The organism is Microbacterium nanhaiense, assembly GCF_014646015.1.
GTDB classification, from domain to species: Bacteria; Actinomycetota; Actinomycetes; order Actinomycetales; family Microbacteriaceae; genus Microbacterium; species Microbacterium nanhaiense.
In genome coordinates, this window is the sequence record NZ_BMMQ01000002.1 from 303,752 (window position 1) to 319,183 (window position 15,432).

A 15,432-nucleotide genomic window follows, 5' to 3' on the forward strand; every position below is an offset into this window, starting at 1 on the left:
CACAGCCCGCTGATCCGCCGGATCTCTCCACATCGCGAGGGTTTCCCGGGCGAAGGGTCCGTCGTCTCCGGCACCGTGGTGGCATGAGCCACAACACGACCCTCGGCCGCGCGGGCGAGCAGCGCGCCGCCGAGCACCTCCGCGACGACGGCTACGCGATCGTCGATCGCAATTGGCGCTGCTCCGACGGCGAGATCGATCTCGTCGTCACACGGGACAACGTGCTCGCAATCGTCGAGGTGAAGACCCGAACGAGCCGGCGATACGGCCATCCGCTCGAGGCGCTCGACCGCGCGAAGATCGACCGTCTGTGGCGGCTCGCGATGATGTGGGCGCGGACCCACCCCGACATCGCGCGCGGCCGGCGCATCCGGGTCGATGCGGTCGCGGTCATCGGCGCGGATCCGGGGTCGGGGTCGCTCGAGCACCTGGTGGCGCTCTCGTGATCGTGGTGCGGACGTGGGCGGTCGCGCTCACGGGCCTGCGCGGCGAGCTCATCGAGGTCGAGGCCGACATCACCCAACACAAGCCCGACTTTCGACTCATCGGAATGCCGGACAAGGCGCTCGGCGAGGCGGTGCGGCGCGTCACGAACGCGTGTGAGAACAGCGGCCTCGCCCTTCCCGATCGTCGACTCACGGTGAACCTGTCGCCGGCCAGCCTGCCGAAGCAGGGCTCCGGCTTCGATCTCGCGGTCGCGCTTGCGGCCGTGGCGACGGACGGCCGGCTCGACCCGGAATCCCTGGTACGTGCCGTGCACATCGGCGAGCTGGGCCTTGACGGCCGGGTGCGGGCCGTCCCCGGCGTTCTCCCGGCGGTGCTCGCGGCCGTCGCCGCCGGGCGCACACGAATCGTGGTCCCGGAGGCCAATCGCGCCGAGGCCGAGCTCGTCGGGGGCGCCGACGTCGTCGGGGTGCGCACGCTCGCGGAAGCGGCGAGACTGCACGGCGCCGACGTCGACGACCCGGTCCTCGAGGGCCCGCGCGGAGAAGATCCCGCCGAGACCGCGCCCGGCGGTGACGGCGGCGACGCGCTCGACCTCGCGGACGTGGTCGGTCAGCCCGAGGCGGTCGAGGCGCTCGTGGTCGCCGCGGCGGGAGGCCATCACCTGCTGATGTCGGGTCCCCCGGGCGCGGGCAAGACGATGCTCGCCCGCCGCCTTCCCGGGATCCTCCCCGCGCTCGACGACGAGTCCGCGCTGGAGGTCGCATCCGTGCGCTCGCTCTGCGGGGAGCCCGTGCGGGCCCTCACGCGCACGCCGCCCTTCGAGGCACCGCATCACTCGGCGAGCCTCGCGGCGCTGGTCGGCGGTGGATCCCGAAAGGCCAGCCCCGGTGCCATCGCGCGCGCCTCGCGCGGTGTGCTCTTCATCGACGAGGTGGCGGAGGCCCCTCGCTCGGTTCTCGACGCGCTGCGCCAGCCGCTCGAGAGCGGGACGATCTCGATCCACCGTGCGGGGTTCGTCGCCAGTTTCCCCGCGCGCTTCCAATTGGTGCTCGCGTGCAACCCATGCCCGTGCGGTGAATTCGGAACGACCGGCGGCACCTGCACGTGTTCGCCCGCGGAGGTGCGACGATACGCGGGAAAGATCTCGGGACCGCTCCTCGACCGGGTCGATATCGACCTGCGGATGCAGAGGGTCTCGCGCATAGACGACGACAAGCGCGGAGCCGTCTCCAGCAGTGACGCGCGTGCTCGCGTGACCGACGCTCGTCGACGGGCCGCGGAGCGGCTCGCGGGAACACCGTGGCGGACGAACGCCCAGGTGCCCGGCACGTGGCTTCGGGAAGGGCCACGCAGGCTCTCCGGCACCGCGCGGATCACGCTCGACGGCGCGCTCGAGCGCGGCCTCGTGACGTTGCGCACCTACGACAGGGTCACGCGCGTCGCGTGGACGATCGCGGATCTCGCGGGCCGTGACGAACCCAACGCGAACGACGTGGGACGGGCGCTGTTCCTCAAGAAGGGGGTGTCGGCATGAGCGCGGTCCGGGGCGATCTGTGCGACGACGCCACCGCCGAGCTCGCGGCGCGCTGGGCGGGACGTCCCGTGTCGCGGGAGACCCTCGCCCGCGTGGCATGGTCGGTGCTCGTGGAGCCGGGCGACTCGGTGGCCGGCGCGCTCATCGCGCGCGAGGGCGCGGCCGAGGCACTCTCACGCATACGGGCGGGCGGCGCCGACGACGAGCCGCAGCTCGCGCAGGCGATGGCGAGGTGGGCGCCGCGCTGGCAGCCGGCTCTCGTGCACGCCGCGATCGAGCAGGCCGCGCGGCGCGGGATCCGCCTCGTCGTTCCGGGCGACGACGCCTGGCCACACGGCCTCGACGACCTCGGCCCGCACGCACCGGTGTGCCTGTGGGTGCGCGGGGAAACCGAGGCGCTCGCGGCCCGAACGGCGGTGTCGCTCGTCGGCGCTCGGAGCGCGACGCCGTATGGCGAGCACGTCGCGGGGCTGATCGCGGCGGAGCTCGCGCGCGCGGGCGTCGCCGTGGTCTCGGGCGCGGCGTACGGCATTGACGGTGCCGCGCACCGTTCGGCGCTGCAGGTCGGCGGGGCCACGATCGCCTTCGTCGCCGGCGGCGTCGACCGTGTCTACCCCTCGGGGCACGCGAACCTGTTTCAGCAGATATCCGAGAGCGGGGCGGTCGTGGCGGAGTGCCCGCCCGGCACGACGCCGACGCGCTGGCGCTTTCTCGCACGCAACCGGCTGATCGCGGCCTTCAGCGGCGCCACAGTCGTCGTCGAGGCCGGCTACCGGAGCGGGAGCATCAACACGGCGGGCCATGCCGCGAGCCTGGGCCGGGCGCTCGGGGCGGTCCCCGGGCCCGTGACGAGCAGCACGTCCGCGGGTTGTCACCGATTGCTGCGGGACTACGACGCGGTCTGCGTCACGGGCCCGGACGATGTGAAGGAGCTGCTGGGCTTCGACGGGGAGCCGAGGGCACTCGCGTACGAGTCAGCCGAGTCGGTTCGCCTGGCGGATGCGCTGAGTAATCGCCGCGCGCGCACCGTCGCCGAGTTGGCGCAGCGCAGCGGGCTGGCGCCGGCAGACGTGGAGGCGGCGCTGGGGATCCTCGTGCTTTCGGGCGCCGTCGCGGAGCGGCCCGGCGGGTGGATCCTCACGCGCTGACTTACGCGCGCGGGTGGGCCTGGCGGTACGCCGCGGCCAGTCGCTCGCTCGACACGTGCGTGTACACCTGCGTCGTGCCGAGGCTGGCGTGGCCGAGGAACTCCTGCACGGCCCGAAGGTCGGCGCCGCCATCGAGGAGGTGTGTCGCGGCCGAGTGGCGGAGCGAGTGCGGGCCCGCGGCGCCTCCGACGAGCGGTCCGACGGTGCGGGCGACCAGGTCGTAGGCGGCTCGCGGGCCGAGCCGCGCGCCGCGAGCACCGAGGAATAGCGCCGGGGTCGAGCGTTCGTTCCGCGTTGCCAGTGCGGGGCGCCCCCGCGTCAGGTATGCCTCGATCGCGCGGCGTGCGGGCGCGCCGAAGGGCACGACGCGCTCCTTCGAGCCCTTGCCGAGTACGCGGGCGGTCGCGCGCGACAGGTCGACGTCGTCGATGTCGAGGCCGCACAGTTCCGACACTCGGATGCCGGATCCATAGAGCAGCTCGAGCACGGCGTGGTCGCGCAGCGCGACGGGTTCGCCCTCGGCCGCCGCGGATGCGGCGCGGCGGAGCATGTCGTCGAGCCCGGATGCCGTCGCAACGCGGGGGAGATGTCGCCCCTTCTTCGGGGTGACGAGGCGCAAGCTCGGGTCAGACTCGACGAGTCCCTCATCGAGCGCCCAGCCGAAGAAGCCCCGCGCCGACGATGTACGACGGGCCAGGGTCGAGCGTGCATCGCCGCGCTGCGACGCCCGCCAGAGCCATTCGCGCAGCATCTCGATGTCGACGCCGGCAAGCTCGCGGTCGCCGATCGTGGTCACGAGGTCGACGAGGTCGGCGCGATACGCGCGGACCGTCGCGGGCGAGAGCCGGCGCACACGATCGAGGTGGACCGTGAACCGTTGGGCCGCGTCGGAGAGGAGCACCCCTCCAGTCTGCCCTGGTCACGAGCAGCACGGCAGTAGCACGGGCCGTTCGACGGCGCCGAGAAGGGCGAGGGGATTGATGTACTCCCCGTCGAGGCGGGCGCCCAGGTGGAGCGATCCGTGCGCGGCGTGCCCGCCGACGGCGAGGGAACCGACGACCTCGCCGCGTGCGACGACATCGCCGGGGGAGAGATCGCTGTCCACGGGCTCGAGCGTAGACACGAGACCCCCTCCGTGATCGATGGTGATCAGAGGCCGGTCGACGACGACACCGCGGAACGCCACCGCGCCGTCGGCGGGTGAGACGATGTCGGAGCCCGCGACGGCGATGTCGATGCCGCGGTGGCCCGCCTCGTATGGCGTGGGTGGTTGTTCGTACGCCCGCACGACGCGCGCGACGCCCCCGGGCCACGCCCACTTCTGTGCGTCGTCCTCCGCAGCTGCGGACACGGATCCGCCCGCCGCGACGCAGAACGCCAGCAGCGCCGCCAGCAGGATCCGTCGTCTGCCCCGCCGTCGGGCGTTCTCCGAGCAGTGCCTCGTGTTCATGGGGCTACGATGACGCAGGCCACAATCGCGCGCTCGTCGAGCGCGAGGATTGGGGAGAAAACCCCGCGATTCGTGCCCTGTGGGCACGCTGATGCGCACCGCGACGACCGCCTCGGTGCTGTATAGTGAGGGGTGCATCCCGCTCGTCGGGATGACTTCGCGTGTCTGTACGGCTTCGGCCGGGCACATCACCCATCGGTCCCTCGCAGGAGGGCGGGTGCGTGTCGGACACCAGGCTCGCCGGCGCTCGCCGGCAACTCAACCGCAACCGGCACACCATCGGTGTGCCCTGATTCAAGGAGACGACCATGGCCGTCGTTACCATTCGCCAGCTGCTCGACAGCGGCGTGCACTTCGGACACCAGACCCGCCGGTGGAACCCGAAGGTGAAGCGCTTCATCCTGACGGAGCGCTCGGGCATTCACATCATCGACCTGCAGCAGTCGCTCGGCTTCATCGACGCCGCGTACGACTTCGTCAAGGAGACCGTCGCCCGCGGCGGTACGATCCTCTTCGTCGGAACCAAGAAGCAGGCTCAGGAAGTCCTCGCCGAGCAGGCGACGCGCGTGGGTCAGCCCTACGTCAACGAGCGCTGGCTCGGTGGCCTCCTCACCAACTTCCAGACGGTGTCGAAGCGTCTGGCCCGCATGAAGGAGCTCGAGGAGCTCGACTTCGAGAACCCCGCCGAGTCGGGCTTCACGAAGAAGGAGCTTCTGCTCAAGAAGCGCGAGCTCGACAAGCTGCACAAGTCGCTGGGCGGCATCCGCAACCTCACGAAGGCCCCCTCGGCCCTCTGGGTTGTCGACGCGAAGCGCGAGCACCTCGCCATCGACGAGGCGCGCAAGCTGAACATCCCGGTCATCGGCATCCTCGACACGAACGTCGACCCCGACGACCTCGCCTACCCGATCCCCGGCAACGACGACGCGATCCGTTCGGTCGCGCTCCTCACCCGCATCATCGCGGACGCCGCCGCAGAGGGTCTTCAGCTCAAGCACAACCCCACCGAGGGTGCCGCTGAGCCGCTCGCCGAGTGGGAGCAGGAGCTCCTCGCGGGCGAGAACGCCGAGGCTCCGGCCGAGGCTCCCGCAGCCGAGTAATCGACACCTAGAGCAAAGGGAAGCCACCCATGGCAAACGTCAGCATCGCCGACATCAAGACGCTGCGCGAGCAGCTCGGAACCGGCATGGTCGACACGAAGAAGGCCCTCGAGGAAGCCGACGGCGACCTAGAGAAGGCCATCGAGATCCTCCGCCTCCAGGGCGCGAAGGGCAACGCGAAGCGTGCGGACCGCTCGGCGACCGAGGGCCTCGTGGCCGCGGCCGAGCGCGACGGCGCGACGACGCTCATCGAGCTCGCGTGCGAGACGGACTTCGTCGCGAAGAACGACAAGTTCCTTTCGCTGGCCGACAAGGTGCTCGCGGCGGTTGCCGCCGTGGGCGCCACGACCGTCGAGGCCGGCCTCCAGGCCGACGCCGAGGGTCAGACCGTCGAGCAGCTCATCGCCGACGAGGCCGCCGTCATCGGCGAGAAGATCGAGCTCCGCAACGTCGCCACCCTGGCGGGCGAGTCGTTCCAGGTGTACCTGCACAAGACGAACAAGGACCTGCCGGCGCAGGTCGGTGTCGTCGTCGCCTTCTCGGGTGACGACGCGGAGACGGCTCGCTCGATCGCGCAGCACATCTCGTTCGCCGCCCCGCAGTACCTGACGCGCGACGAGGTTCCGGCCGAGGTCGTCGACAAGGAGCGCGACATCGTCACCGAGATCTCGCGGAACGAGGGCAAGCCCGAGGCTGCGCTCCCGAAGATCATCGAGGGCCGCGTCAACGCCTTCCTCAAGCAGGTCGTGCTCCTCGAGCAGGCCTACGCGAAGGACAACAAGCTCTCGATCCAGCAGGTCGCGGACGCCGCCGGTATCACGATCACCGGCTTCGCCCGCTTCAAGGTCGGCGCCTAAGCAGTACGACAACGGGGCCCGGGCTCTCGCTTCGGCGGGATTCCGGGCCCCGTTTCGCGCGCAGGGCGCGCCACGAAACGCGTGCGCAGCAAGGATCCGGTTTGGCTGCGCTAGCGTTATTCAGATCTCTTTTTCTGCCTCTGAGAGGAACCCCATCGTGACCAGTGACGCCACCACCCGTCGTGTACTTCTGAAGCTCTCGGGGGAGGCGTTCGGCGGGGGCCACCTCGGCGTGGCACCGGATGTCGTCAGCGAGATCGCCCGCGCGATCTCGGAGGCCGCCCGCGACGTGCAGATCGCCATCGTCGTCGGCGGCGGAAACTTCTTCCGCGGCGCGGAGCTCTCGAAGAGCGGTATGGAGCGCGCGCGTGCCGACTACATGGGAATGCTCGGCACGGTCATGAACGCGCTCGCGCTGCAGGACTTCCTCGAGCAGGCGGGAACCGAGACCCGCGTGCAGTCGGCCATCGAGATGCGCCAGGTGGCCGAGCCGTACATCCCGCGCAAGGCCGAGAGGCACATGGAGAAGGGCCGCGTCGTGATCTTCGGCGCGGGCGCCGGGCTGCCCTACTTCTCGACCGACACCGTCGCGGCACAGCGCGCGCTCGAGATCCGCGCGGACGAGGTGCTCGTCGCGAAGAACGGCGTTGACGGCGTCTACACGGCCGACCCGAAGGTCGACGCGAGCGCGACGAAGCTCGACCACCTTACCTACAACGACGCCCTCGTCAAGGGCCTCAAGGTCGTCGACTCGACCGCGCTCAGCCTGTGCATGGACAACCGGATGAGCATGCGCGTGTTCGGCATGGAGCCCGCCAGTAACATCACGAGCGCCCTCCGCGGTGACGCGATCGGTACGAGCGTCACCGTCTGACGCGCGAGAATAGTCTTACCCCTCACTCACGAATTGGAGTCCCCCGTGATCGCAGACGTACTTTCCGAAGCAAGCAGCCGCATGGAGCGTGCCGTGGAGGCCGCCAAGGAAGACTTTGCGACCGTGCGCACCGGCCGCGCCAATCCGCAGATGTTCCAGAAGGTGCTCGTCGACTACTACGGCACGCCCACGCCGCTGCAGCAGCTCGCGGCGCTCGCGAACCCCGAGGCGCGCACCCTCGTCATCACGCCGTACGACAAGTCGGCCCTCTCCGCCATCGAGCAGGCGATCCGCGACATGCCGAACCTCGGCGTGAACCCGTCGAACGACGGAAACATCGTCCGCGTGACCATGCCCGAGCTCACCGAGGAGCGCCGCAAGGAGTACGTCAAGCTCGTCAAGGGCAAGGCGGAGGACGCTCGCGTGCGCGTGCGCGGCATCCGCCGACAGGTGAAGGACGACCTGACGGCGCTCAAGGACGAGATCGGCGAGGACGATGTCGCTCGCGGCGAGAAGGACCTTGACGCGCTGACGAAGAAGCACGTCGACCTCATCGACGCCGCTCTCGTCGCCAAGGAAGCCGAGCTTCTCGAGGTCTGACGGGTGAGTGAATCGAGTGCTGACGACCAGCGGCGGGACGAGCAGTCCGCCGCTGAGTCGGCGCGCCACGGTTCGGTGCACGACCGGCTGACGCATGCGCGAGACGACCTGGAGCACCGGGTCGATCGGGCGCGCGACCAATTCGACGCCACGAACGAGCGGATCAAGAAGCGCACGGGGCGTGACCTCCTCGCCGCGATCGGCGTGGGCGTCGCGGCCGGCGGTCTGGTGTTGGTGTCGTTGCTGTTCGCGAAATGGATCTTCGCGGTCCTCGCGATCGGCATTGCGGGCCTCGCCGTCTTCGAACTCTCGCGTGCCCTTCAGGCACGGGGACGACGCATCGATCTGATCCCGCAGCTCGTGGGCAGCACGCTCATCCTGGCCTCGGCCTATTGGCTGCCGTCCGCCGCCTACTGGACGGCGTTCTTCCTCGTGCTCGCATTCATCGTGGTGTGGCGGGCGGTGGCTCAGATGGCATCGCCCGACGGGCGCGTTTACGCCTCGATCTTCAGCGACATCATCGTCGGCTGCTTCATCACGCTCTACGTCCCGCTGCTCGCGAGCTCGGCGTTGGCGCTGCTGAAGCAGCCATCGGGGGAGCGGTGGGTCATGATGTTCCTCCTGCTCGTGATCGTCGCCGATACGGGCGCCTACGCCTCCGGCCTGATGTTCGGCAAGCACAAGCTCGCGCCTCGCATCAGCCCGGGCAAGACCTGGGAGGGATCGGTCGGGGCCCTCGTCGTCGCCGTCGTCATCGGCGCGGTCGCGGGTTACTTCCTGCTTGAGATGCCGTGGTGGGCGGGGATCATCGTCGCGGTGCCGCTCGTCGGATCCGCGACGCTGGGCGACCTCGCCGAGTCGATGATCAAGCGCGACCTCGGCATCAAGGACATGAGTTCCTGGCTGCCTGGCCACGGGGGAGTGCTCGACCGCCTGGACAGCATCTTGCCGTCCGCGGTCGTCGCGCTCGCGCTGTTCCAGTTGTTGTCGCCGCTCAGCGGTGTGTGAGAGGGAGAACGATGACCCAGATGTCCGTCGGCGCGCCGTTCACGCGCGTGCCTTGGAACAAGCGCGGATACGACCCCGAAGCGGTGCAGGCGTTCCTCGATCGGGCGCGTGCCTCGTATCAGGACGGCACGGGTGAGCTGACGAGCGCCGATGTCCGCGTCGCCTCCTTCCCCCTCACACGGGGCGGCTTCGACATGCGGAGCGTCGACCATGCGCTCGCCCGGCTCGAGGACGCATTCGCGTCCCGCGAGCGCGACGCGCGGATCCGCCTCGACGGTGTCGACCGCTGGGTGGGCGACGCGCGCACGGAGGCGCAGGAGCTCCTCGCGCGTTTCGGGCGCCCGCAGGGGCGTCGCTTCGAGCGCGCCGGCGCACTGCGCACCGGCTACTCGACTGCCGAGGTCGATGCCGTCGCCGATCGCTTGGCGCGCTTTTTCGCGCGCGGCGAGCCGGTGTCGGCGGATCAGCTACGCACCGCGGCGTTCCACCCGCAGCGGGGCGGCTACCGCGAAGAGCAGGTTGACGCGGTGCTCGACGCCGCCGTGCGCGTCATTCTCGCCGTCCGCTGAGATTCGGACGAAATGGCGAATTCATTGTCACGTTCAGGTAACAGTCGGGTACACTTGGGCTCACTGTGACTGATCAGAACAGCGAACCTCGCACCCAGACCCGCCGTCAGGCCCGCGCCACGCAGCGCGCGGCGATGAGCGAGGGACGCCGCATCGAACGCGCGGCGATCCGCGAAGAGCGCCGACGTGCCCGAAAGACCGTTCGGGCCTGGACGGCGCGTCGCGTCGCGATCGGCGTCTTCGGCGGTGTTGCGGCGGTGGGGATCGTGGGCGCGATGGTCGCCCCGGTGCTGCAGTCGCAGACGGCCCAGGCGAGCCAGGATCACGAGCAGAAGTCGGCCTATGCCACCGCCGCCGACGAGGCCCAGCTCTTCGCGGTCGCCGAGCACGGCGCGGTCATGTCGGCGCTGTCCAACGTGACCTACGAGGTCGAGGTGCGAACGCCAGAGCCGACCGTCGCTCCGGCAGCCGCCCCCGACGCCGCGGAGGGTGCGACGATCCCCGGCGCCCCGCCCGCGCCGATCCAGCCCCCGGCCCCGTACGCGGGCGGCGGCTCGCCCGCGGAGTGGATGGCCGCCGCGGGTATCGCCGAGAGCGATTGGGGCTACGTCGACTACATCGTCACGCGCGAGAGCGGCTGGAACCCGAACGCGACCAACGCGGCCTCCGGTGCGTGCGGTCTCGTCCAGGCGCTGCCCTGCAGCAAGGTTCCCGGTGGCGGCTACAACCCCGTCGCGAACCTTCAGTGGGCGAACGGCTACGCCGTCGGGCGCTACGGAAGCTGGGCGAACGCCCACGCCTTCTGGGTCTCGAACCACTGGTGGTAAGGAGCGTCTGACGATGGGTCGTTCTCGTCGCCGGCGCCCTGAGCCACGATCGACGGATGAGTCCTTCGAACGCCTCGTCTCGGGCTTTCGCCGTACCGAGGAACGCCGCGGCGGCGCGTGGAACGTGCAGCCGGTGGGCCAGGGCCGAAGCGAGAAGGCGTACACCTGCCCCGGGTGCTCCCGGACGATTGCGCCAGGCACGGCGCACGTGGTGACGTGGCGGGACGACGGTGTGATGGGCGCGCGAGCCGATCTCGAGGCGCGGCGCCACTGGCACACGCACTGCTGGAACCTCGTCTGAGAACGCACCGACCGAGCGGCTCCTAGACTGGATCCGTGGAGATCCGTGGTGCCGTGAACCTGCCTGCCCGTCGCGAGGACATCGAACTGAAGACGAGTGATGGTCTGACGCTCGTCGGTGAGCTCTCGCTCCCTCTCGAGGGCGAGCCCGTCGCGACCCTCGTGACGCTGCACCCGCTGCCGACGCACGGCGGCTTCATGGACTCCCACATCATTCGCAAGGCCGCCGCCCGCCTGCCGGCGCTCGCGCAGCTCGCGGTGTTGCGCTTCAACACGCGCGGCACCTCCTCGCCGCGCGGTACGAGCGAAGGCTCCTTCGGGGAGGGCGTCACCGAGCGCGCCGACGTCGAGGCGGCCATGCGTTTCGTCACGGAGCGCGGCCTCCCGGTGCCGTGGTTGCTCGGCTGGTCCTTCGGAACCGAGCTCACGCTCAAGTACGGTCGCGACCACGAGATCGCCGGCGCGATCCTGCTCTCGCCGCCTCTTCATCGGGCGAGCGAGGAGGAGGTCGCGGCGTGGGCCGGAGACCCCCGGCCGCTCGTGATCCTCGTCCCCGAATTCGACGACTATCTGCGCCCCGACGAGGCGCGCGAACGCTTCGCCTCGGTGCCGCATGCGAAGCTCGTCGCCGTCGAGGGTGGAAAGCACCTGTGGGTCGGCGAGAAGCAGACGACGCGCGTGCTGAACGAGATCGTCGCGGCGGTCAATCCCGCCGCCCTGCCGCTGCCCACACACTGGGAGGACGAGCCGGGGGCTACCGCGCGTTCATCCGCGGAATGAGTACCTGGCGGTAGAGGATCAGGATGCTCGCGGCCACGGGGATCGCGATGAGCGCCCCGAGGAGGCCGAGGAGCGCGCCGCCCGCGAGCGCGGCGACGACGACGACGCCACCGGGGACGGCGACCGCCCGGCTCATGATGCGCGGGGCGAGAACATATGCCTCGATCTGCATGTAGATCAGGTAGTAGACGGCCGCGATGATGGCGGTCGTGAGGTTGCCGACGCTCGGGATGAGGCAGACGAGCACGATGATCGTCGTGCCGGTGACGGTACCGACGAGGGGGATCATCGATCCGATGAACGCGATCACCGCGAGCACCATCGCGAACGGCGCGTCGATGATCGTGAGGAACAGCGCGCTGAGTGCGCCGTTGATCGCGGCGAGGCTGATCTGCCCCATCACGTAGTGACCGACCGAGTCGGTGATCTGGTTTCCGATGTCCATGAAGATCGGGCGCTTCGACGCCGGCACCATCTGGTAGATCGCGCTCTTCAGCGACGGGGTGGACGCGGTGAGGTAGATCGTCAGGATGAGCACGATGAACGCACCGAAGAGCCCATTCGCCACGCCGAAGGTCGCGCTGAGGAGGCTCTCGCTGATCGAGAAGATGTTGTTGGTGAGCCAGTCGTTGACGGCGTCGAACACGAGCGCCACGTCGAGATTGGGGAACAGTTCGCGCAACCAGACCTCGACCTCGGCCTGCCAATCGGAGCGATTGAGCTGAAGCGTGATCCGCCGAACGAGCTGCGAGACCTGGTCGATGAGCACCGGCACGATGATCAGCAGGATGCCCGCGAAGGCCGCGAGCACACCGACGATGGCGATGAGGACGGCGAGCCAGCGCGGCATCCACTTCTTCGCGAGCCAGCTCACGAGCGGGTCGAGGCCGAGCGAGATGAACAGCGCCGTGCCGACATAGAGCAGCACCGTCGACAGGCTCTGGATGCTCTGCAAGAGGATCACGGCGAGGCCGACGCCGAGCGTGGCGACGAATCCGAGGCGGAATGGGTTATGAATCTTCATGAGGTTCCTGCTACGGGGGACGCGGCCGGGGCAGTTCCGAGCGTACCCGTCGGCGGTAGGGCGCGGCGAGGGCCGCGCCGGAGCGATTGTGTTCGACTCACAGGTGTTCTCGTTACGCTGGGGAGTCCGACTGTCGAGGATGCGTCCTCGGCGCCGATTCGAGGAGAAGTGATTCGTGAGATTTGTCTGGGCGGTCGTCGCCTTCCTCGTCGCGGTGGGCTTGATCGGCACGGGCGTCGCGCGCCTGGCGCTCGCAAGCGAGCCCGACACCGTGACGAGCCCCATTGCGGCCGCCGACGCTGAGCTCCCGTACACGGTGATCGACGCCGATGTGCTCTCGGCCTACCCGGGGCAGCAGGGCGTGACGATCACCGACGACGATGACGAGATCTTCGTCTCGTACGGTCGCACCTCCGACATCACGGCGTGGCTGAGCGACACGAGCTACAACCACGCGACGCTCGCGGAGGGCCGCGCCGAGAACGGCGAGCCGCGGGTCTCGGTGGACGTGGTGGAGCCCACGAACGAGTACGCGGACACGGGCGAGCGCGTCTGGTGGAACCCGCGCGACTCGGACCTCTGGATCGAACAGCTCACCGCCGACGGTTCGCTTCAGCGCGACTTCGCCCTTCCCGAGGGAATGAGCCTGCTGGTTGCCGCGGACGGGAACGCTCCGGCGCCGAGCGAGGTCAGCGTCACCTGGCAGACGGGCGAGATCACCACGCCGTGGGCCGGGCCCCTCATCGCGGCCGGCTGCCTCGCCCTCCTGATCGGCCTGATCTTCTGGATCCTCGGCTTCATCCACCTCCGGCGCCGCCGCGGCCCGCGCCGCAAGGGATCCGCGCCTTCCGGCCGTGGCCGCCGCGCCTCGCGCGGTTCGGCCCGCCGGGCGATGTGGGCGATCCCGACCGTGACCGTGGCGGGTGCGCTCCTCGCGGGATGCACGCCCTCGGCGTGGCCGGATCTGTCGAAGGATCCGACGCCGACGCCGACGCCGTCCGTCTCGACGGCGCCCGACGCGGAGATGCCCGCCCTGACGGACGCGCAGGCGGAGCGCATCGTCGCGTCGATGGCGCAGGTCCTCGGCGACGCGGACCGGGAGACCGACATCGAGCTCGGATCGAAGCGTCTCACCGGTGCCGCCTACGACATGCGCAAGACCGCGTACGAGATCCGCGGCGACGTCGAGGACTGGAAGCTGCCCGTCGCGCTTCCCGAAGGCCCCGTGAGCGTGCTCCTGCCGCAGGCGAATGACGGTTGGCCGCGAACGGCCCTCATGGTCGTGGGCGACGCGGACGAGAAGAACCCGACGATCCTCTTCGCCTCGCAGCAGAGCCCCTGGGAGACATACAAGATCTCCTACATGGGATCGATCGTGGCGAACACGGAGCTGCCGCAGCTCGCGCCCGCATGGATGGGAGCGGTCGTCGTTCCGCCGGAGTCCTCCTTCCTCGAGGTGACGCCCGCCGACCTCTCCGGCACCTACGCCGACATCGTCGCGCACGGCGAGGAGAGCGAGTACGCGGAGCTCTTCGACGTCGAAGGAGACGCGTTCCTGACGGCGCTGAATGACAAGCGCAAGACGACGCTCGACACCTTCAACGAATCGGCGACCACCGATGACGAGCAGACGGCGGAGATGACCTTCGACCAGCGTGCCGTCGACGGCGACCCGGTCGCGCTCGCGACCTTCGACAGCGGCGCGATCGTGGCGGTACCCTTCCTCGACTCGGAGACGCTCAAGCCGACCGTGGACGATGGCGTCATCAAGATCCCCGACGCGCCAGAGATCGAACACTTCGTCGGCGAAGAGGAGACCAAGACGGGGCTGACGACGTACTACCGCAGCCAGCTGTTCTTCTACGTTCCGGCGAAGGCCTCCGAAGAGAAGATCCGCATGCTCGGGTTCTCCTACGGTCTCGCCGACGCGACGCTGATCGAGGACGACACGGACGAGCAGTCCGACGAAGAAAACTGACAACCCCATCGAAAGGTGATCGATGTCTGACGCCTCTCTCGGATCCGCCCTGCGCGGAGCCGTAGACCTGTCCTCCCTGCGCAACCGTCCCGCCGCACCCGCGCCGGGTGCGGCGTCGGGCGCGGGATCCGTACCCGATGTCGTGATGGAGGCCACCGACCAGAGCTTCGGCCAGGTGATGGAGCTCTCGCGCCAGATCCCCGTCGTCGTGGACCTGTTCTCCGCGCGATTCGAACAGAGCATGCAGCTGAGCCCCGTGATCGAGAAGGTCGTTCGGGAGCTCGGCGGCCGGGTCCTTCTCGCGAAGGTCGACGTCGACCGGAGCCCGCAGATCGTGCAGGCGTTCCAGGTGCAGTCGATGCCCGCCGTCGTCGCCCTGATCGCCGGCCGTCCCGTGCCGATGTTCACCTCCGTCGTCGACGAGGAGCAGGCCCGCGCCGTCTTCGGACAGCTGCTCGACCTCGCGGCGCAGCAGGGCGTCACGGGCTCGCTCGACGGCGCAGGCGCCGACGCCGATGAGCCGGCGCTTCCCCCGCTGCACCAGGAGGCGTTCGACGCGATCGAGCGCGGCGACAACGCGGGCGCGATCGCCGCCTACGAGAAGGCTCTGAAGGAGAACCCCCGGGACGAACAAGCGGCCGCAGGGCTCGCGCAGGTCCGCTTGCTGGAACGCATCGCCGGCGTCAACCTGCAGGCCGCGCGACAGGCCGCGGCCGAGAATCCGAAGGGCCTCGACGAGCAGTTCCTCATCGCCGACCTCGACATCGCGGGCGGACACGTCGACGACGCCTTCGATCGGCTTCTCGACCTGTTCCTCGCCACGGGCCGCGAGGCGGCCGTGAAGGACCGCCTGATTGAGCTGTTCGGGCTCATCGGGCAGACCGATCCGCGCGTCATCGCCGCGCGCACCCGCCTGACGAGCCTGCTGTTCTGAGA

General features: G+C 69.7%; 16 protein-coding genes and 1 pseudogene. 14 read left to right on the plus strand and 3 right to left on the minus strand.

From position 1 onward, the window contains the following. Positions 1-83: 83 nt before the first annotated feature. The 3 genes from IEX05_RS04425 to dprA are packed head-to-tail and all read left to right on the plus strand — an operon-like array spanning position 84 to position 3,129. Positions 84-446 carry a YraN family protein gene (locus IEX05_RS04425; RefSeq protein ID WP_188700173.1) on the plus strand — a complete coding sequence of 121 codons (363 nt, stop codon included), beginning with the start codon at positions 84-86 and terminating at the stop codon, positions 444-446. Further along, complete coding sequence (locus IEX05_RS04430; RefSeq protein ID WP_188700174.1) at positions 443-1,981, plus strand: YifB family Mg chelatase-like AAA ATPase; 1,539 nt, start codon at positions 443-445, stop codon at positions 1,979-1,981. The genes IEX05_RS04425 and IEX05_RS04430 overlap by 4 nt, the downstream gene beginning before the upstream one ends. Then, positions 1,978-3,129, plus strand: a complete 1,152-nt coding sequence (dprA, locus tag IEX05_RS04435; protein ID WP_188700175.1) for a DNA-processing protein DprA — start codon at positions 1,978-1,980, stop codon at positions 3,127-3,129. Before IEX05_RS04430 ends, dprA begins: the two co-directional genes overlap by 4 nt. Position 3,130: 1 nt before the next feature. Here dprA and IEX05_RS04440 read toward each other — a convergent pair whose 3' ends face one another. Together IEX05_RS04440 and IEX05_RS04445 are read right to left on the minus strand one after the other, a co-directional pair. Continuing rightward, on the minus strand, positions 3,131-4,030 hold the full coding sequence (locus tag IEX05_RS04440) for a tyrosine recombinase XerC (RefSeq protein ID WP_188700176.1): 900 nt from the start codon (positions 4,028-4,030) through the stop codon (positions 3,131-3,133). An 18-nt stretch (positions 4,031-4,048) separates the two neighbouring features. Further along, on the minus strand, positions 4,049-4,579 hold the full coding sequence (locus IEX05_RS04445; RefSeq protein WP_229661118.1) for a murein hydrolase activator EnvC family protein: 531 nt from the start codon (positions 4,577-4,579) through the stop codon (positions 4,049-4,051). Between the two features lie 308 nt (positions 4,580-4,887). Here IEX05_RS04445 and rpsB point away from each other — a divergent pair. The 9 genes and pseudogenes from rpsB to IEX05_RS04490 form a co-directional block, all read left to right on the plus strand. Then, a pseudogene (gene rpsB / locus IEX05_RS04450) lies at positions 4,888-5,676 on the plus strand (30S ribosomal protein S2); the annotation flags it as partial. A 32-nt stretch (positions 5,677-5,708) separates the two neighbouring features. After that, the gene (tsf, locus tag IEX05_RS04455; protein ID WP_188700177.1) at positions 5,709-6,536 is read left to right on the plus strand and encodes a translation elongation factor Ts; all 828 of its coding nucleotides are present in this window, start codon (positions 5,709-5,711) and stop codon (positions 6,534-6,536) included. Between the two features lie 157 nt (positions 6,537-6,693). Beyond that, entirely contained in the window at positions 6,694-7,410 is a 717-nt protein-coding gene (gene pyrH / locus IEX05_RS04460; RefSeq protein WP_188700178.1) for a UMP kinase, read from the plus strand. A gap of 45 nt (positions 7,411-7,455) precedes the next feature. Continuing rightward, positions 7,456-8,010 carry a ribosome recycling factor gene (gene frr, locus IEX05_RS04465; protein WP_188700179.1) on the plus strand — a complete coding sequence of 185 codons (555 nt, stop codon included), beginning with the start codon at positions 7,456-7,458 and terminating at the stop codon, positions 8,008-8,010. 3 nt (positions 8,011-8,013) lie between these two features. Further along, positions 8,014-9,018: a phosphatidate cytidylyltransferase gene (locus tag IEX05_RS04470; RefSeq protein ID WP_188700180.1), complete on the plus strand. Its 1,005-nt coding sequence runs from the start codon at positions 8,014-8,016 to the stop codon at positions 9,016-9,018. An 11-nt stretch (positions 9,019-9,029) separates the two neighbouring features. Beyond that, entirely contained in the window at positions 9,030-9,587 is a 558-nt protein-coding gene (locus tag IEX05_RS04475) for a DivIVA domain-containing protein (RefSeq protein ID WP_229661119.1), read from the plus strand. Positions 9,588-9,652: 65 nt separating this feature from the next. Then, positions 9,653-10,414 (plus strand): aggregation-promoting factor C-terminal-like domain-containing protein, encoded by a 762-nt coding sequence (locus tag IEX05_RS04480; protein WP_229661120.1) that lies wholly within the window; start codon positions 9,653-9,655, stop codon positions 10,412-10,414. Between the two features lie 13 nt (positions 10,415-10,427). After that, the gene (locus tag IEX05_RS04485) at positions 10,428-10,715 is read left to right on the plus strand and encodes an Rv1322 family protein (RefSeq protein ID WP_188700181.1); all 288 of its coding nucleotides are present in this window, start codon (positions 10,428-10,430) and stop codon (positions 10,713-10,715) included. A 35-nt stretch (positions 10,716-10,750) separates the two neighbouring features. Next, on the plus strand, positions 10,751-11,494 hold the full coding sequence (locus IEX05_RS04490; protein ID WP_188700182.1) for an alpha/beta hydrolase: 744 nt from the start codon (positions 10,751-10,753) through the stop codon (positions 11,492-11,494). Here the strand turns inward: IEX05_RS04490 and IEX05_RS04495 are convergent. After that, positions 11,469-12,518 (minus strand): AI-2E family transporter, encoded by a 1,050-nt coding sequence (locus IEX05_RS04495; protein ID WP_188700183.1) that lies wholly within the window; start codon positions 12,516-12,518, stop codon positions 11,469-11,471. The two genes, IEX05_RS04490 and IEX05_RS04495, sit on opposite strands and share 26 nt — an antisense overlap. 175 nt (positions 12,519-12,693) lie before the next feature. Between IEX05_RS04495 and IEX05_RS04500 the strand changes: the two genes are divergently transcribed. Both IEX05_RS04500 and IEX05_RS04505 read left to right on the plus strand, forming a co-directional pair. Further along, complete coding sequence (locus IEX05_RS04500; RefSeq protein WP_188700184.1) at positions 12,694-14,496, plus strand: DUF8094 domain-containing protein; 1,803 nt, start codon at positions 12,694-12,696, stop codon at positions 14,494-14,496. Between the two features lie 22 nt (positions 14,497-14,518). Beyond that, positions 14,519-15,430 (plus strand): tetratricopeptide repeat protein, encoded by a 912-nt coding sequence (locus IEX05_RS04505; RefSeq protein ID WP_188700185.1) that lies wholly within the window; start codon positions 14,519-14,521, stop codon positions 15,428-15,430. Positions 15,431-15,432: the final 2 nt, after the last annotated feature.